The 18,206-nt window shown below is 65.0% G+C and carries 14 protein-coding genes; 8 read left to right on the top strand and 6 right to left on the bottom strand.

What is annotated here, in order from left to right; all coding sequences use genetic code 11:
• The first annotated feature begins 53 nt into the window (after positions 1-53).
• From era to nagZ, 5 genes are all read left to right on the top strand, one after another.
• On the top strand, positions 54-917 hold the full coding sequence (gene era, locus C0Z19_RS12870) for a GTPase Era (RefSeq protein ID WP_102610216.1): 864 nt from the start codon (positions 54-56) through the stop codon (positions 915-917).
• The gene (gene recO, locus C0Z19_RS12865) at positions 904-1,902 is read left to right on the top strand and encodes a DNA repair protein RecO (RefSeq protein WP_102610215.1); all 999 of its coding nucleotides are present in this window, start codon (positions 904-906) and stop codon (positions 1,900-1,902) included. Before era ends, recO begins: the two co-directional genes overlap by 14 nt.
• On the top strand, positions 1,899-2,663 hold the full coding sequence (gene pdxJ / locus C0Z19_RS12860) for a pyridoxine 5'-phosphate synthase (protein WP_102610214.1): 765 nt from the start codon (positions 1,899-1,901) through the stop codon (positions 2,661-2,663). Before recO ends, pdxJ begins: the two co-directional genes overlap by 4 nt.
• Positions 2,664-2,680: 17 nt before the next feature.
• Positions 2,681-3,094, top strand: coding sequence for a holo-ACP synthase (gene acpS, locus C0Z19_RS12855; protein ID WP_102610213.1), 414 nt, complete (start codon positions 2,681-2,683; stop codon positions 3,092-3,094).
• Between the two features lie 91 nt (positions 3,095-3,185).
• On the top strand, positions 3,186-4,214 hold the full coding sequence (gene nagZ / locus C0Z19_RS12850) for a beta-N-acetylhexosaminidase (protein ID WP_102610212.1): 1,029 nt from the start codon (positions 3,186-3,188) through the stop codon (positions 4,212-4,214).
• A 109-nt stretch (positions 4,215-4,323) separates the two neighbouring features.
• On the opposite strand, the gene C0Z19_RS12845 is transcribed toward nagZ, so the two are convergent.
• The 3 genes from C0Z19_RS12845 to earP form a co-directional block, all read right to left on the bottom strand.
• Entirely contained in the window at positions 4,324-5,703 is a 1,380-nt protein-coding gene (locus tag C0Z19_RS12845) for a sigma-54-dependent transcriptional regulator (protein WP_102610211.1), read from the bottom strand.
• Positions 5,704-6,024: 321 nt separating this feature from the next.
• Entirely contained in the window at positions 6,025-6,582 is a 558-nt protein-coding gene (gene efp / locus C0Z19_RS12840; RefSeq protein ID WP_102610210.1) for an elongation factor P, read from the bottom strand.
• A 170-nt stretch (positions 6,583-6,752) separates the two neighbouring features.
• Entirely contained in the window at positions 6,753-7,919 is a 1,167-nt protein-coding gene (gene earP / locus C0Z19_RS12835; RefSeq protein ID WP_102610209.1) for an elongation factor P maturation arginine rhamnosyltransferase EarP, read from the bottom strand.
• 153 nt (positions 7,920-8,072) lie between these two features.
• On the opposite strand from earP, the gene uvrC reads away from it, so the two are divergent.
• Both uvrC and pgsA read left to right on the top strand, forming a co-directional pair.
• Entirely contained in the window at positions 8,073-10,205 is a 2,133-nt protein-coding gene (gene uvrC / locus C0Z19_RS12830; protein WP_102610208.1) for an excinuclease ABC subunit UvrC, read from the top strand.
• 114 nt (positions 10,206-10,319) lie between these two features.
• Entirely contained in the window at positions 10,320-10,913 is a 594-nt protein-coding gene (gene pgsA, locus C0Z19_RS12825) for a CDP-diacylglycerol--glycerol-3-phosphate 3-phosphatidyltransferase (protein ID WP_102610207.1), read from the top strand.
• A 138-nt stretch (positions 10,914-11,051) separates the two neighbouring features.
• Here pgsA and C0Z19_RS12820 read toward each other — a convergent pair whose 3' ends face one another.
• Complete coding sequence (locus C0Z19_RS12820) at positions 11,052-12,944, bottom strand: tetratricopeptide repeat protein (RefSeq protein ID WP_102610206.1); 1,893 nt, start codon at positions 12,942-12,944, stop codon at positions 11,052-11,054.
• A gap of 193 nt (positions 12,945-13,137) precedes the next feature.
• On the opposite strand from C0Z19_RS12820, the gene C0Z19_RS12815 reads away from it, so the two are divergent.
• Positions 13,138-14,952 (top strand): FAD-dependent monooxygenase, encoded by a 1,815-nt coding sequence (locus tag C0Z19_RS12815; protein WP_102610205.1) that lies wholly within the window; start codon positions 13,138-13,140, stop codon positions 14,950-14,952.
• Positions 14,953-14,964: 12 nt separating this feature from the next.
• Here C0Z19_RS12815 and C0Z19_RS12810 read toward each other — a convergent pair whose 3' ends face one another.
• A complete protein-coding gene (locus C0Z19_RS12810) occupies positions 14,965-15,207 on the bottom strand; it encodes a formate dehydrogenase subunit delta (protein WP_102610204.1) in 243 nt (80 codons plus the stop codon).
• A 46-nt stretch (positions 15,208-15,253) separates the two neighbouring features.
• Entirely contained in the window at positions 15,254-18,202 is a 2,949-nt protein-coding gene (gene fdhF, locus C0Z19_RS12805; protein WP_102610301.1) for a formate dehydrogenase subunit alpha, read from the bottom strand.
• Between the last annotated feature and the right edge of the window lie 4 nt (positions 18,203-18,206).

The following is an 18,206-nucleotide window of genomic DNA, read 5'->3' as shown; positions in this document are numbered from 1 at the left end:
ATCGCCAGCTCCGCATGACTGATACCCCCAATTCCTCCGGCTTTCGTTGCGGCATGGTCGCTATCGTGGGTCGCCCCAATGTCGGCAAATCGACGTTGATGAACGCGCTCGTCGGCCAAAAGATCAGCATCACGTCGCGCAAGGCGCAGACGACCCGGCATCGCATCACGGGTATCCATACGTTCGACGACGCGCAGTTCGTTTTCGTCGACACGCCGGGCTTTCAGACTCAGCATAGCGGCGCGCTGAACCGCTCGTTGAACCGTGCCGTCACTTCGACGCTGACGGCTGTGGACGCTGTCCTGTTCGTAATCGAGGCAGGTCGTTTCGGGCCCGACGATCAAAAGGTGCTCGATCTGATTCCCCCATCGGCGCCGGTGCTTCTCGTCGTGAACAAGCTCGACCGGGTCAGCGATAAAACGACGCTTTATCCGTTCTTGCAGAAGACCAGCGCGCTGCGCGAATTCAAGGAGATCGTGCCGCTTTCGGCCAAGCGCGCCGAGGACGTCAAGCATTTGCTCGAGACGATCAAGCCGTATCTGCCCGAAGGCGAGCCGATTTACGGCGAAGATGACCTGACCGATCGCAGCGAGCGTTTCCTTGCCGCCGAGATCTTGCGTGAAAAGGTGTTTCGATGGACGGGCGACGAATTGCCGTACACGAGCACGGTGCTGATCGACAAGTTCGAGACGGAAGGGCGGCTGCGCCGCGTATTCGCGACGATTCTCGTCGATCGCGACACCCACAAGGCGATGATCATCGGCCACAAGGGCGCCAAGCTCAAACAGATCAGCACGGAAGCGCGGATCGATATGGAGAAGCTTTTCGACGGTCCCGTCTATCTGGAAACGTTCATCAAGGTAAAGAGCGGTTGGGCCGACAACGAAGCCGGCCTGCGTGCCTATGGGTACGAATGACGAGATCCATGACGCGTCGGTGACGCTTCTCTCGACCGACGACCAAGCCGTCAAGGAAGCCGACGAAAGCCCCGGTGGCGAGGACGGTCGGCGCGACGGAGTCAAAACACGCGCACGCACCCGCACGCGCGCCGCATCGGCGGAATCGAAGGCGGCCGGCACGCCGGGTGTGAAGGAGCGTCGCAGCGCGCGTCGATCCGATGCCGGCGACGAGGGCGCGCCCGCCGCCGAGCGCCGAATGCTCCGAGAATCGCAGGAATCGCGAGCGGGCTCGCACCGCATCGCGGAGCAGCCCGCTTTCGTGCTGCACAGCTATCCCTATCGCGAGACGAGCCTCATCATCGACGTGTTCTCGCGCGACCACGGCCGCCTTGCGCTCGTCGCGAAGGGCGCGAAGCGGCCGCATTCGGCATTGCGCGGCGTTTTGCAGACGTTTCAACCGCTGTCGATGTCGTGGTCGGGCAAATCCGAGATGCGCACGCTGACGGGTGCCGAGTGGGTGGGCGGCATGCTGCCTTTGATGGGCGACGCGCTGCTGTGCGGCTTCTACGTCAATGAACTGCTCGTGAAGTTTTGTGCGCGAGAAGACCCCCACCCGCAGTTGTTTCACCACTACGTCGTCACGCTGACGCGTCTTGCACATGATGAACCGCCCGTGCAGGTGCTGCGCTCGTTCGAGCGCGTCCTGCTGCGGGAAACCGGCTATGCGATGGCGCTTGATCGCACCGTCGCGCGCAAGGCCGTGACGGCCGAAGGCCGCTACGTGTTCGATCCCGAGCGCGGCGTGCGTGAGGCGGCGAACGGATTGCCCGCCCATTGGCCTGTCGTGTCGGGGCAGACGTTGCTCGATATGGAGTGTGACGATTACCATCGTGCCCAGACCGTCGCGCAAAGCAAAACGCTGATGCGCTTTTTGCTGAACACCTATCTGGGCGGCACGCCGCTCGCCACCCGCCAGATCCTTCTCGATTTGCAGAACCTATGAGCTTCTTTTTGACGTCGCCGACCGTCATCGACCTCGGCGTCAACATCGACCACGTCGCCACGCTGCGCAACGCCCGCGGCACGCGCTACCCCGACCCGATCCGTGCGGCGCTGGATGCCGAGGCAGCGGGCGCCGACGCCATCACGCTGCACTTGCGCGAGGATCGCCGCCACATCGTCGACGCTGACGTGCGCTCGTTGCGGCCGCAACTGTCGACGCGGATGAACCTCGAGTGCGCGGTCACGCAAGAGATGCTCGACATTGCCTGCGACGTGCGCCCGCATGACGTTTGCCTCGTGCCGGAAAAGCGCGCCGAGTTGACGACCGAGGGCGGCCTCGACGTAGCCGGCCATTTCGAGTCTGTCCGCGCCGCCTGCCGCCAGTTGACCGATGCGGGTTCGCGCGTATCGCTTTTCATCGACGCTGACGAGACGCAAATCCGTGCGGCGCACGAGGTGGGCGCGCCCGTCATCGAGCTGCATACGGGGCGCTATGCCGATGCACACGACGAAGGCGAGCAGCGACGCGAGTACGAGCGCGTCGTGCGCGGGGTCGAACTCGGTGCGTCGCTCGGCTTGAAGGTCAATGCCGGTCACGGCCTGCACTACACGAACGTGCAGCAGATTGCGGCGATCGAAGGGATCGTCGAATTGAATATCGGCCACGCAATCGTCGCGCATGCGATTTTTGTCGGCTGGGACAACGCGGTGCGCGAGATGAAGGCCATCATGGTGGCCGCGCGTCTTGGCGCAACGCACTGAGCGACGACGGCACGCTCATGACGATCTACGGCATCGGCACCGACGTCATTCAAATCAGCCGCGTCGCGCAGGTGATGACGCGCACGAACGGGCGCTTCGCGGAAAAGGTGCTCGGCCCCGACGAACTGCGCGTCTATCAGGCCCGTCATGCACGTTCGCAGGCCCGTGGCCTGGCGTTTCTGGCTACGCGGTTCTCCGCCAAGGAGGCGTTTTCGAAAGCGATCGGCCTCGGCATGCGGTGGCCGATGACCTGGCGCGCACTGCAAACCCTGAACGAAGCGAGCGGCAAGCCTGTGCTGCAGGCGTCGGGCGAGCTGGCTGAGTGGCTCGCCGCGCGCGGCATCACGGCGCGCGTGACGGTCAGCGACGAGCGCGATTACGCCGTCGCGTTCGTCATCGCCGAAACGGAACTGGCTGCTGCCGCGACGTGAACGCGCTCGCGCCTCGCTTTCGCAACGCGGCGGCCAGGCTTCGAACTTCGATTTTTCGTTCTCTTCCTCGCTCTTCCTACCCTCAGCTCCGATGAAAAAATCTCCCGGACCGGTGATGCTCGACGTCAAGGGCGCCGTGCTTACCGACGACGACGTACGGCGCCTCTCGCACCCGATGACAGGCGGCGTCATTCTGTTCTCACGTCACTTCGAGTGTCGCGCGCAACTCGTTGCGTTGACCGATGCCATTCGCGACGTGCGCGACGATTTGCTGATTGCCGTCGACCACGAGGGCGGACGCGTCCAGCGGTTTCGTAGCGATGGGTTCACCGTGTTGCCCGCCATGCGGCGTCTGGGCGAGCTCTGGGATCGCGATGTGTTGTCGGCGACGAAGGTGGCGACGGCGACGGGATACGTGCTCGCCGCCGAGCTGCGCGCATGCGGCGTGGACATGAGCTTCACCCCGGTGCTCGATCTCGATTACGGGCGTTCCTCGGTGATCGGCGATCGTGCGTTTCACCGCGATCCGCGCGTGGTGACGTTGCTTGCCAAGAGCCTGACGCACGGCCTCGCGCTGGCTGGCATGAGCAACTGCGGCAAGCACTTTCCGGGGCATGGGTTCGCGGCAGCCGATTCGCACGTGGCGCTGCCCGTGGACGAGCGCGAGCTCGACGAAATCCTGAGCGAAGACGTGATGCCATACGACTGGCTTGGCATGGCGCTCTCGTCGGTGATTCCGGCGCATGTGATCTACTCGAAAGTCGATGCGAAGCCAGCCGGCTTCTCACGCATCTGGCTGCAGGATATTTTGCGCGGCAAGCTCGGCTTTACGGGGGCGATCTTCAGCGACGACTTGTCGATGGAGGCGGCGCGCGCCGGCGGTACGCTGACTCAGGCGGCCCAGACTGCGCTCGAGGCCGGATGCGACATGGTGCTCGTCTGCAATCAGCCCGAGGCCGCCGAGGTCGTGCTCCAGGAATTGAAGTATGTACCCTCGAAAGAGAGCGTGCGACGACTCAGGGCCCTGCGGCCGCGTGGCAAAGCGCCGGGTTGGCACAAGCTGATGGGCCAGAGCGCGTACCAGCATGCCCAGGCGCTCTTGCAGCGGGCCTTCGGATAGCGGGCGGGACGGGTATAACGCACGGGAAGGGCGCGGGAAGGCCGCGGGAAGCCCGGCACAACGCACGACGACGCCGAACCGACCGCAGCGGCTGGCCGGCCACCGGCTGTCACGCCATCTTCATGCGCTGCAGCTTGTTGTAAAGCGTCTTCGGACTGATACCGAGCAGCGTCGCCGCGCGGTGGCGCGTGCCGCCCACTGCATCGAGCGTTGCGCGAATGAGCAGGTCTTCGACGTCGGACAGCGGCGTGCCGACCGTGACCTGTACGCTGCCGCCGTTCAAGCGCCGGCCGCCCGATCCGTTGGCCTCGTCGGCGCGCAACGAATCGACGATTTCGCCCGACGCGTTGTAGGCGCGGCGCACACGTTCGTGCAACTCGCGCACGTTGCCGGGCCAATCGTAAGTGAGGCACTCGCGTACGAGGTTGGGCCCGATACGTTTGTTCACCGTCGCGAGTCCGCTCGCATTGATTTCGCGATTGAGTTCGTCGACGAGCGCTTCCGCGATCAGGACGGCGTCGTCGGCGCGCTCGCGCAAAGGCGGCAACGCGATCGAGGCCGCGTCGAGCCGCAGCCACAGGTCTTCGCGCAGAACGCCGTGCGCGACGGCGTCGCGAGCGGCCTTGCGCGTGGCTGCCACGATGCGGCAGTCGACGCTGACCTGATTGCTGCCGCCGACGCGCATGTAAGTTTGCGAATCGAGCGCTCGCAGCAGCGCCTCCTGCTGCGGCAACGGCAGCTCGACGATTTCGTCCAGGAACAGCGTGCCGCCCGCGGCTTGCTCGAACAGGCCGGGCTCGCGCCGCTCGATGGCGGGAATCGCGCTTTCCTGCCCGAACAGCATGCTGTCGAGACCGCGCTCGGCGCCGGGATCGCGCGCGAAGGCGCGGCAGTCGAATACGACGAACGGTCCTTTGCGGCGACGGCTCATCTCATGCAGCGTGCGCGCTGCGACTTCCTTGCCTGTGCCTGCTTCGCCGCAGATCAGAACGGCGGATTCGGTCGGCGCAAGCCGTTCGATCGAATCGTAGACATGCTGGACCGCATCGCTGCGGCCGATCATCGGCCCGAAGCGGCCAAGCCGACGCAAGGTCGTGCGCAGCGACTGGACTTCCTCGGTCAACTCATAGGGCCGCGGAATGCGCGCGAGCAGGCTGCGTAGACGCGGGATGTTGACGGGCTTGAGCAGGTAGTCCCAAATCCCATGGCGCAACCCTTCGATCGCGCTTTCGACCGTCGCGTTACCGGTCATGACAATCACGGGGACAACGCCGTCCGGCTGTGCGGGCAGATTGTGCAGCAGATCGAGGCCGCTGCCGTCGGGCAGGTTGAGGTCGATCAGGACGACATCGGGAATAAAGCGCGTCAGTGCAGCGCGCGCTTCGGCAAGCGTGGCCGCCGTATCGACCGAAAAGCCGTCGGCGGCGACGATCGCGTTCAGACCGGACAAGCTATTAGGATCGTCTTCGACAATCAGGGCGTGTGGCATGGATGGCGTAATCAATCAAGGATTCGAGAGCCGCCGACGCCGTAGTCAAAAAGCGCCATGCGCGGGAAACGCGTTTTGACGGCGGACGGGCTGTCCAAGGGAAGCATTTGGCGTGCCAGATCGTTCCCCCTTTTAGAACAAGCACTTACACTTCGTATCCGGCAAGAGCGGCACTCGCCTCCGGATCACTGTGAAAAAACGACCGGTAAAGATTGCTTAACCATACACTACTCATACGAAAAAAAAAGCGCCCCGTGGGGCGCTTCGGTCGACATAACGGTCCGCATACGCCGCCCGAAGCGGCGCCGTGCGGTAAGCCGGTTAGGCGCGGCTACGATATTCGTCAGTCCGCGTGTCGATTTCAATCTTGTCGCCCGTGCTGCAGAACAGGGGGACTTGCAGCTCGAAGCCCGTGTTGATCTTGGCCGTCTTGAGCACCTTGCCCGACGACGTATCGCCCTTGACCGCCGGTTCCGTGTACGTGATTTCGCGCACGAGCGTGGTGGGCAGTTCGACCGAGATGGCCTTTTCGTTGTAGAACACGACTTCGCAGGGCATGCCGTCTTCGAGGTAGTTGAGCGCATTGCCCATCATCTCGGCTTCGACTTCGTACTGGTTGTAGTCGGCGTCCATGAAGACATACAACGGATCGGCGAAGTACGAGTACGTGACTTCCTTGCGGTCGAGCACGACGACGTCGAATTTATCGTCGGCCTTGTAGACCGATTCCATGCCTGCACCCGTCAGAAGGTTCTTCAGCTTCATCTTGACGACGGCGGCGTTGCGGCCCGATTTGTTGTATTCGGTCTTTTGCACGACCATGGCGTCACTGCCGATCATCACGACGTTGCCCGTGCGCAGTTCCTGTGCGATCTTCATAAAAAAACGATCCTATGCGAATAAGGTGGTTGATCTGTTGCTCAACGGCATCGACATCGATCGCTCAATCGGTCTGCATTGCCGGTAGGTGCCCGATGGACGCCGCGCGAGTTTGCGATGAGCGCCCCGTGCGGTGGTCTCGTAAATGCACTACGCCGTCGGATAACCGCTTATTTTAACTGAAATTTTGCGAACCCGGCTAGGTTGGCGGCCAGATCGCCGACCGACGCCAGTTCGTCCGCCCACGTGTCGGCGCGCGCACGCAATGCCTGCCGATGGCTCCAAAAATCGGCCCAGTCGGGCGTGCCCGCCCCATTCCATGCGTGCCAGAAGCGAGTGACGGCTGCCTGCGTCGATGGCGGCAACGTGACCGAGTAATGGGCGAGCGCAGCGTCGAGTTTGGGCAGGTGCGCGGCATCCGCCTGCGGATAGATGTGCCACACGAAAGGGCGGCGTGCCCACTGGGCCCGCACGAAAGAATCTTCGCCGCGCACGAAATTGACGTCGCTCGCCCACAGCAGCCGGTCGAACTCGGGCTGCGGCCGAAATCCGAGCGAGTACGCCCGCAGGTTCCCGCGCACCGCGTGGGCGCCCGCCGCGAACGTTGCGGCGCCAAAAAAGCGCGCGAGCGCGCCGGAAATGCGGCCCTCGGGTGCGAGGAGAACGACCGGCTCGCGGCCGTCGCGCCACTGCTCGAGCAAGCCGTCGGCAGCCGGGTTGTCGTAGCAAAACAGCGAAACGACGGTGGCGTCGGGCTCGGCGGGGCCGGCGCCCGTCGCCTGACGCCACCACTGCTCGCGCGCGGTCGCGGACGTCTCGAATGCAATGCGCTCCTGGTCGAGCGAGGACTCCTTGAGCACCCCGCCGGTACCGGGGCCGAGCCCGGGAAAAAAGAACGTTTTCGTCAGCGGATAGCGGGCGTGCGGCGAGGGCTTCAGGTGGCATTCGGCCACCCAGTCCTCGGCGCTCAGGTATTCGAGATTGATCCATACGGGCGTGCGCGCACGCCGTGCCATCGCGGCGACATAGGCCGGCGGCAGTTCGCATGCGAACGCTTCGATGACGATGTCGGCCACGGCCAACGTATCGCCGGCGTGCGCAGGTTCATGCCAATGCTCGACGACGATGCCGTCGATGCGCTGCCTCGCAAGCGCGACGTCGAGCGCCGGGCACAAGCGTGCGAACGTATGCAGATCGTCGACGAACAGGCGCATCTGCCAGTCGTATTCGTTCGCGAGTTGCCGCGCGAGCCGCCAACAGACGCCGACATCGCCGAAGTTGTCGATGACGGCGCAAAAGAGGTCGCAGGCTATCGTGTCGGGGTTGGCTGGGGGCATGGGCGGGGAAAACCGACAAAAGGACCGGGCGATCGACGAGACGGCAATGCGGCCAATGGGTCGCCGACGTCGCGAACGCGCGCGCAAATGGTCTAAACTGGCGATTCTAAAGCACGCCGCCCCATGCCGGGCGCCGCTTCGCCCCCTATACGCATGACCGATTCCGCCGCCCCCAAGCCGCCGTTCGAGCCGAAGAAATTCCTCGCCCAATTGCCGCATCTGCCGGGCGTGTACCGTTATTACGACGTGCACGACGCCGTGCTCTATGTCGGTAAAGCGCGCGATCTGAAAAAGCGCGTGTCGAGCTATTTCACCAAGACGCAGCTGTCGCCGCGCATCGCCATGATGATCACGCGCATCGCGCGCATCGAGACGACGGTCACGCGCTCGGAGGCCGAGGCGCTGCTGCTCGAGAACAATCTCATCAAGGCCCTGGCGCCGCGCTACAACATCCTGTTTCGCGACGATAAGTCCTACCCGTATCTGAAGCTGACCGGCCACACTTTTCCGCGCATGGCCTACTACCGCGGCTCGGTCGATAAAAAGAACCAGTATTTCGGGCCGTTCCCGAGCGCCTGGGCCGTACGGGAAAGCATTCAGATTCTGCAGCGCGTCTTTCAGTTGCGCACCTGCGAAGATTCGGTGTTCAACAATCGGACGCGACCGTGCCTGCTGCATCAGATCGGACGTTGCACCGCACCTTGCGTGGCCGCGATCAGCGAAGAGGACTATGCGCGCGACGTCGCGAATGCCTCGCGCTTCCTGCTGGGCCGGCAGAACGAGGTCATGAAGGAACTCGAAGCCAAGATGCATGCATTTGCCGCCGAACTGAAGTTCGAGCAGGCCGCGGCTGTGCGCAATCAGATGAGTTCGCTGTCGACCGTGCTGCATCAGCAAGCGATCGAAGTCGGGGGCGACAGCGATGTCGACATTCTCGCCGTCGTGGCGCAGGGCGGGCGCGTGTGTGTGAACCTTGCGATGGTGCGCGGCGGCCGTCATCTCGGCGATAAAGCCTATTTCCCTGCGCACGTCGAAAGCGGCGTCGCGGGCGATGAGGCATTGTCCGGCGACGCGCAACAGGAAGCCATCGAGCCTGCCGATGTCGCGCTGTCGCAGGCGCAGGCGTCAGAGTCGACCATCGGAGCGGAGCAGGATGCGGCGTCGGCATCGGAAGAGGTGCAGGCGCCCGGTCAGGCTCATCTGGCTGAGCCGGAAGAGGCAGAAGCCATCGCGCAGGCGGTCGAGGCGGGCGATCCCGCCGCCTCCCTCGATGCAGGGATCGAGACGGAGGTGCTGGAGGCGTTCATCGCCCAGCACTATCTCGGCAATCGCGTCCCGCCGGTGCTCGTGGTCAGTCATGCGCCGGCCAATCGCGAACTCGTCGACCTGTTGACCGAACAAGCCGGGCACAAGGTGATCTTCGTGCGACAGCCCCAGGGACAACGGCGCGTCTGGCTCACGATGGCCGAGCAGAATGCACGGCTCGCGCTCGCGCGGCTCTTGTCCGAACGCGGTTCTCAGCAAGCGCGTACGCGTGCGCTGGCCGATGTGCTCAACCTGGAGTGCGACGATCTTGCGCACCTGCGCATCGAGTGCTTTGACATCAGCCATACGATGGGCGAGGCGACTCAGGCGTCATGCGTCGTTTATCGCGATCACAAGATGCAGTCGGGCGAATATCGCCGCTACAACATCACGGGCATCACGCCGGGCGACGATTACGCCGCCATGCGGCAGGTGCTCACGCGGCGTTACGAAAAACTCGTCGAACTTGCCGCCAGCAACGCGGCCGATCCCGAGCTGGCGGCCGATCCGGCGGAACCCGTCGCGGCCGGCGGCGTGTTGCCGAGCATCGTGCTGATCGACGGCGGCAAGGGACAGGTTGAAGTGGCGCGGCAGGTATTCACCGAACTCGGCCTCGATCGCTCGATGCTCGTGGGCGTAGCGAAAGGCGAAGGCCGCAGAGTCGGCCTGGAGACGCTCGTCTTCGCCGACGGTCGCCCCTCGCTCGAACTCGGCAAGGACAGCGCTGCCCTGATGCTCGTGGCGCAAATCCGCGACGAGGCGCATCGTTTCGCGATCACGGGCATGCGCGCGAAACGCGCCAAGGCGCGCCAGACGTCGCGGCTCGAAGAGCTCGAGGGCATCGGGGCGAAGCGGCGTCAGCGGTTGCTTGCGCGCTTTGGCGGCCTGCGCGGCGTCGTCGCGGCCAGCGTCGACGATCTGGCGAGCGTCGAAGGTATTTCGCGCTCGCTCGCCGAGCAAATCTACCGGCAGTTGCACTGAGCTGTCGGTCTGTCCGGCGCCGCGGTCCCGGCGCCTGGCTTGTGGCAGGTTCGGCGACGCGGCACAATGGCGTCTCCCTGGCCCGCTCCCTTACTCCAACGCCGACCTTCGTCCATGCCGTTCAACTTTCCGATCTTTCTGACGTGGCTACGGATCGTCCTGATTCCGCTGGTCGTCGGCGTCTTCTATGTCCCCGATTCGATGATGAGTGCGGTCGATCGCAACATGGCCGCGTCGGCGATCTTCGTGCTGGCCGCGCTGACCGATTGGTTCGACGGCTTTCTCGCGCGCAAATGGAACCAGACTTCGGCGTTCGGCGCGTTTCTCGATCCCGTCGCCGACAAGCTGATGGTCACGGCTGCGTTGCTCGTGCTCGTGCAGTTGTCTCGCATCGAATCGGCGATCGCGCTCGTAATCGTTGGCCGCGAGATCGCGATTTCCGCGCTGCGCGAGTGGATGGCGCACATCGGCGCGTCCAAGAGCGTCGCCGTCAACCAGCTGGGTAAGTTCAAGACAGCCTGCCAGATGGTCGCCATCCCGATGCTGCTTTACTACGGCAATGTGCCGGTGGGCGGCTCGTTCTCGATCGACACCCGGGTTTGGGGCCTCTGGCTTATCTACCTCGCCGCCGTTCTGACGATCTGGTCGATGCTGTATTACATGAAGCTCGCCTGGCCGCAAATTCGCGAACGCGGCGGCGTGCATTGAGGCGGCCGCGCGGGATTTCTCCGCGGCCCCATACGGCGGTTCGGTCGCGCGCTCAGTTGGCGTGTTGACCGCCCCCGCATCGCGGCCTACATCGGTTGCGCGGCGCAAGGGCGATTCGCTCGCGCGCCGCGTCTGCGTTTAGCGGTTCGAAAACTCGCTCGAAACCGCGAGCGCCACTTGCTCGACGACGCTTTGCCACTGCCCCGGCGCAGGCTGCCGCACGAGCCGGGCGCTCGGGTACCAGGGGCTGCGGTCGGTGTTCGTGAACCAGCGCCAATCGGCCGCGAACGGCAGCATGAGCCAAAGCGGCTTGCCCAGCGCGCCGGCCAAGTGGGCGATCGACGTGTCGATCGAGACGACTGCGTCGAGCTTGTCGATGATCGCGGCGGTGTCGGCGAAATCGCGGATACGCGTATCGAGCCGGTGAATCGACGCGGAGCGCGCCGCCGTATCGAGCGCGAGCTTGTCGTCGTCGCTCAGGTTCGGCTGCAGCACGAGCCAATCGATTCCCGCCAACGCAAACAGCGGGGCGAGCAGGGTGACGGGCAGCGCGCGGTTTTCGTGCGCCTGAATCCGGCCCGACCACGCAAGACCGATCTTCACTTTGGCATGACCGCCCAAGGAACCGCGCCAGCGGCGGCGATAGGCAGCGGGCGCCTCGAGGTAGCGGCGGGAAGAGGGCAGCGCGTCGAGTCGGGTGCCGAGCGCGAGCGGCAGGCTCAGCAGAGGGCAGTGCAGGTCGGCTTGGGGCCGCGTTTCGCCGGCGACCGTCAGCGTGACGCGCCAGGTTTGCGCCAGCGGTTCGACGAGCGGCGCGAGTTCACGCTGCACGGTGAGCACGATGCGGCCTGCCCGCTCGCATGCGAGCGGCACGAAGCGCAGGAATTGCAGCGTGTCGCCGAAGCCTTGCTCCGCTTCGATCCAGAGCGTCTTGTCAGCGATCGGTTCGCCGCGCCAACGTGGTGGGACGGGCGGCTCGGGCGGCGCGGCTGCGAGGCGGCCGGTGGCCGTCGCTGCCGCCGCGACCGCGAAGCGCGATTCATAGGCGGGCAGACCGCGCCCGAAGTCGCCTAGCGTCAGCAGCGTCAGCGCGCGATTGAGGTGCGCCGAAGCGAGGTCCGGACGTAAGCGCAGCGCTTGGTCGAAGGCCCGCAACGCCGCTTGATGTGCGCCGAGCGCATGATGCGCGTTGCCCAGGCCGAGCCATGCGAGCGCCAATTGCGGATCGAGCCCGACGGCTCGCTCGAAGCGGGCGATCGCTTCGGCGTGGCGGCCGAGCGCTGCGAGGGCATTGCCGAGGCCCAGCAGCGCGGGCGGGAAAGCCGGCTGTAATGCGAGTGCCGCTGCGAATGCCTCGACCGCCTCGTCATGGCGACCTACGGCGTCGAGCGTATTGCCCAGATTGAAGTGCGCCGCGAGATAGCGCGGCTCGGCCGCCAGCGCTGCGCGAAACTGTGCGACCGCATCGTCGGGGCGAGCGAGCGCCGCAAACGCCATGCCGAGGTTGTTGTGTGCGCCGGCATGCCCGGGGCGCAGCGCCAGCGCGCGAGAGAACGCCGCGATCGCTTCGTCGCTGCGGCCGAGCGCGTGCAGCGCGTTGCCGAGATTGTTGAAAGTCGAGGCGTCGTTCGGCTGCAGGCGCAATGATTTCTCGAATGCATCGACCGCATCTTCATGCCGCCCCGCCTGTGCATACGCGTTGCCGAGGTTGTAATGCGCAAGCGGGAATTCGGGAGCGAGCGTCAACGCATTGCGAAAGCGCTCGATGGCGCCATCGAGGCGCCCCAGCGCTTTCAGCGCATTGCCCAGATTCAGTTGCAGCGCGGCATCGTCCGGGCGCAGCGCCACGGCGCGGCTGACGAGATCGGCCGCTTCTTCGTGACGCCCCTGCTGATGGCGGAGCACCCCCAGCAGGTGGAGGGCGTCGGTGTGGACGGGGTCGGCCTCGATCGCCGCGCGGTAGTCGCGCTCGGCATCGACGAGTCGTCCGTCACGATGCGCCGCATAGGCGCGCGCGAAAAAAGAATCCATGACGGCAGGCAATTGCGCAAACGCAGCATTGTCCCATACTCGGAAACGTTCACCTCTTTCGGGTGTTGGCCACAGGCGAGGTGCCTGAGCTGTGACGAATCGCCCGGGACATCTGCGCCAGATGACTTCGAGCGCAGAGGGAGGCGGGCCGGCGTACACTTGGCGGCATCTCGTCGTTCGCCGGAGGACACGCATGGCCGCCGTTACCCCCAACGCGCTGCCGGTGCTGATCGTCGGGGCAGGGCCGACCGGGCTCGCCTGCGCGATGAGCTTGGCGCGTGCGCACACGAACGTGCGTCTCGTCGATCGCGCGCCGCGCCCGTCGCCGCATTCCCGCGCGATCGGTATCCAGGCGCGCACCCTCGAGCTGTTCGAGCAGCACCGCGTCGTCGAGCCCTTTCTCGCGCTCGGTCACCGCCTGCGCGCCGCCAACCTGTATTCGAACGGTCATCGGCTCGCGCGCCTCGATTTCGACCCACTGCAAACGCGTTATCCCTATTTGCTCTGTCTCGATCAATCGATCACGGAGCGGTTGCTGACCGAGCATCTCGCGACGCTCGGCGTCCAGGTGGAGCGCGGTGTGGAACTCGTCGGCCTGAAGCAGGATGCATCGTCGGTCGAGGCGCAGCTCCTGCACGCCGACGGGCGCCAGGAAACGTGCCGTGCCGCGTATCTGATCGGCGCCGACGGCGCGCACAGCGTCACGCGCCATTTGCTCGGGATGCGCTTCGCCGGCAAAACGCTCGAGCAGAGCTTTCTGTTGGCCGATGTGCAGGTCGATTCCGACTTGTCTGACGACGAGTTTCATCTGTTCGCATCGCGCGACGGGCTCGCTGCCGTCATTCCGATGGGCGCCGGTCGCCACCGCTTCATCGCCGATAACGTCGAGGGCACCGATCACGCCGATCACGCCGACAGCAGGCCGATGCTCGGCCTGATGTCGTCGAGCGGGGCAACGTTCAAACCGGGCGGCGGCGCGAGTTCGGATTTCGCGGGCCGTGTCGCCGAGCACGAGCCGCGCGCCGAACCGGCGCAGGCAGGCGGCGGCGACCCTCCGCCCTCGCTCGATCTGTGCAGCGCGGTGGCCGCGCGACGGATCGATCATCCGCTGACGATGTCGTCGCTCGGCTGGTCGTCGTATTTCCATCTGAATAGCAGGATGGTCGAGCGCCTGCGTACGCAGCGCGTATTCCTGGCCGGCGATGCCGCCCACGTCCACAGTCCCGCGGGCGCGCAAGGCATGAATACAGGCATCCAGGAAGCGCTGAATCTGGGCTGGAAGCTCGCGCGGTGCGTGGCAGGCGAGGCGGGAGAGCCGCTGATCGATACGTACCAGCTCGAGCGTCATCCGATCGAGCGCGACGTGTTGCGCCAGACCGCGTTCATTACGCAATTGGCCGAAGCTGAACGCGGGCCGATGAAGCTCTTGCGCGAGCGCGTGATGCCCGTCCTGGCTGCGTTCGGTCCGCTGCGCGATGCGGCTCGGTTGATGGTCAGCGAGCTTGCGATTCAATACCGGCGCAGCCCGCTGACGCTCGAACGCGTGCTGGACGGCGGCCCGCGTGCCGGAGAGCGGGCGCCCGATGCGCTCGTGCATGTCGTGGACGGCCCGCTCGGTCGTGCGCCCGGCACAGGCCGCCTGTACGACCTGCACGATCCGGGCTTGTTCTCGCTGTTCGTGCTTGTCTCGTTGCCGGCCGGCACCGAGGCGATGCTCGACGCGACGGGTACGCTCGTGTTGCCGCCCGTAGAAGCCGACCCCGAACTCGACCGCCTGATATCGTCCGTCGAGCGGACGTTGCGAGGCGTGGTGCGCATCTGGCGCGTGACCGATGCGAGCGAAGGCGAGGCGCCGTCGCTATTGCATGCATATGGACGCACGCGCCCGGCGTTCTATCTTGTGCGCCCCGACGGCTACATTTGCGCTCGGGGCCGCCCGGCTTCCGATGCGAGCGCGCTCGCGCGCCATTGCGAGACATGGTTCGGCGGCGGCACCGGCGCGCCTTGAACGAGGTGACCGTTACGAGACGGCAAGCGGCATCAGTGCCTCGCGTGACCGCGTGAGCGCCTCGCGCACGATCGGCGACATCGCCTCGCTCGCTGCGGGATCGTCGAGCGAGGCGAGGATCGCGCGTCGCATGCGCGGCTCCCAAAAGCGCCGGATGTGATCGGCAATGCCGGCCAGCGCCTCTTCGCGATCGGGCATCGACGCAAAGAACTCGCCGATCTGATTGGCCATTTCGATCAAATGCTCGACGTTCATCGCGCCCCGCCTTCGTTCGTCAAAGTTGCGTTGCCGGTCATCGTGCTCATTTGCCGCTCGTCTCGCCGGCAAGCGTTCGCTCGCGCAGCAATTCGAGTTGCGTCTCGTTGAATCGCTCGTATTGCTGTTGCCATTGCGACGGCTGTTGCACGGGCTGAACCTGGACGGCGGTGACCTTGTACTCGGGGCAGTTTGTCGCCCAATCCGAACTGTCGGTCGTAATGACATTCGCGCCCGATTCGGGGAAGTGGAACGTTGTATAAACCACGCCGGGCTGCATCCGCTCGCTGACGAGCGCCCGCAGCACCGTTTGCCCTGCACGCGATTCGATGCCGACCCAATCGCCCGTTTTGATGCCGCGTTCCTCCGCGTCGTGATGATGGATTTCCAGCCGATCCTCCTCGTGCCAGCGCGAGTTCTCCGTGCGGCGCGTTTGCGCCCCGACGTTGTATTGAGAAAGGATGCGCCCCGTCGTCAGCAGCAACGGGTAGCGACGCGTGACCTTCTCGCGCGACGCGACGAACTGAGTGATGACGAACCTGCCCTTGCCGCGCACGAACTCGTCGACATGCATCGTCGGCGTGCCTTCCGGCGCCTGCTCGTTGCATGGCCATTGCACGCTGCCGAGCCGATCGATGAGGCCATACGAGACACCGTGGAACGTCGGCGTCAGCCGCGCGATTTCGTCCATGATCTGCGACGGATTCGCGTAATCCATCTCGTAGCCGAGCGCGCGCGAGAGCATCAGCGTGACTTCCCAGTCGGCGTAGCCGGCGAGCGGCGGCATGACGCGGCGCACGCGCGAGATCCGGCGTTCCGCGTTCGTGAAGGTGCCGTCTTTTTCGAGGAATGAAGAACCCGGCAGGAACACATGCGCATACTTCGCCGTCTCGTTCAAAAAGATGTCCTGCACGACGATGCATTCCATCGACGCGAGCGCGGCCGCGACGTGCTGCGTGTCGGGATCCGATTGAACGATGTCTTCGCCCTGGCAGTACAGGCCTTTGAAACTGCCGTCGAGCGCGGCGTCGAACATGTTCGGAATGCGCAAGCCCGGCTCGGGCTGCAAGGTGACGCCCCAGGCGGCTTCGAACTGATGACGGACCTCATCCCCGCCGATGTGGCGATAGCCAGGCAACTCGTGCGGGAACGAGCCCATATCGCACGAGCCTTGGACGTTATTCTGGCCGCGTAGCGGATTGACGCCGACGCCTTCGCGGCCGATGTTGCCCGTTGCCATCGCCAGGTTCGCGATGCCCATGACCATCGTCGAGCCTTGCGCGTGCTCGGTGACGCCAAGGCCGTAGTAGATCGCGGCGTTGCCGCCTGTCGCGTAGAGCCGCGCGGCCTCGCGCACGAGCGCCGCCGGTACCCCGGTGATCTGTTCCGTCGCCTCGGGCGAATTCTCCTGCTGTGCGATGAACGCACGCCATTGTGCGAACGCAAGCGGCTCACAGCGCTCGGCGATGAAGGTCTCGGCAAGCAGGCCTTCGGTCACGATCGTATGCGCGAGCGCATTGACGAGGGCGACGTTGGCGCCTGGACGCAATTGCAGGTGATAGTCGGCTTTGACGTGCGGGCCGTCGACGAGATCGATGCGGCGCGGATCGACGACGATGAGCTTGGCGCCTTCACGCAGACGGCGCTTCAAACGTGAGCCGAACACCGGATGACCATCGGTCGGGTTCGCGCCGATGACCATGATGACGTCGGCGTGCTCGACGGACGCGAACGTCTGCGTCCCGGCCGATTCGCCGATCGTCGTCTTCAAACCGTAGCCTGTCGGAGAATGGCAGACGCGCGCGCAGGTATCGACATTGTTATTGCCGAACGCGGCGCGCACGAGCTTCTGCACGAGGTAGGTTTCTTCGTTCGTGCAACGCGAAGACGTGATGCCGCCGACCGAATCGCGCCCGTGCTGCGCCTGGATCCGGCGGAACTCGGAGGCGGCATAGGCGATGGCTTCCTCCCATGTCACTTCGCGCCACGGGTCGGTGATCTTCGCGCGGATCATCGGCTTCGTGATGCGATCCTTGTGCGTGGCATAGCCCCAGGCGAAGCGGCCCTTCACGCAAGCGTGGCCTTCGTTGGCCTGCCCGTTTTTATAGGGCGTCATGCGCACGACCTGCGAGCCTTTCATTTCGGCCTTGAACGAACAACCGACGCCGCAATAAGCACATGTCGTGATGACGGAATGCTCGGGCTGGCCTGCGAATGTGACGGTCTTTTCGATGAGCGTGGCGGTCGGGCAAGCGGCGACGCAGGCGCCGCACGATACGCACTCCGACTCCATGAACGGCTGATTCTGGCTGGCCGCGACGCGCGATTCGAAGCCGCGGGCGGCGATCGTCAGCGCGAACGTGCCTTGCGTTTCCTCGCACGCGCGCACGCAGCGATTGCAGACGATGCACTTGGCCGGATCGTAGGTGAAGTACGGATTCGATTCGTCCTTGGCGTCGTTCAAATGATTCGCGCCGTCGAAGCCGTAACGCACTTCGCGCAGACCCACGACGCCGGCCATGTCCTGCAATTCGCAGTCGCCGTTGGCGGGGCAGGTCAGGCAGTCGAGCGGGTGATCGGAGATGTAAAGCTCCATCACGTTGCGGCGCAGCGCTTGCAGGCGGTCGCTTTGGGTGCGCACGCGCATGCCCGCTTCGACGGGCGTCGTGCAGGACGCCGGATAGCCGCGCCTGCCTTCGATTTCGACGAGGCATAGGCGGCAGGAGCCGAACGGTTCGAGCGAATCGGTCGCGCAAAGCTTGGGCACATTGACGCCGGCTTCGGCCGCGGCGCGCATGACCGACGTGCCCGCCGGGACCGTGATGGTCTCGCCGTCGATCTCGAGCGTGACGTCGGTGTCGGCGTGGCGGCGTGGCGTGCCGTAGTCGATGTCGTTCAGGGGCGCAGCGGTGCCGGCTCGGCATGCGCAGTGCGCAGAACCGCAGCCCCCGGACGTCGTCGAGGCGGAACGGTTATGGTTGGGCGCATCGGACATGAGA

The sequence above is a fragment of the Trinickia soli genome, assembly GCF_002879855.1.
Classification (GTDB): domain Bacteria; phylum Pseudomonadota; class Gammaproteobacteria; order Burkholderiales; family Burkholderiaceae; genus Trinickia; species Trinickia soli.
This window is presented reverse-complemented; position numbering and strand designations above follow the sequence as displayed.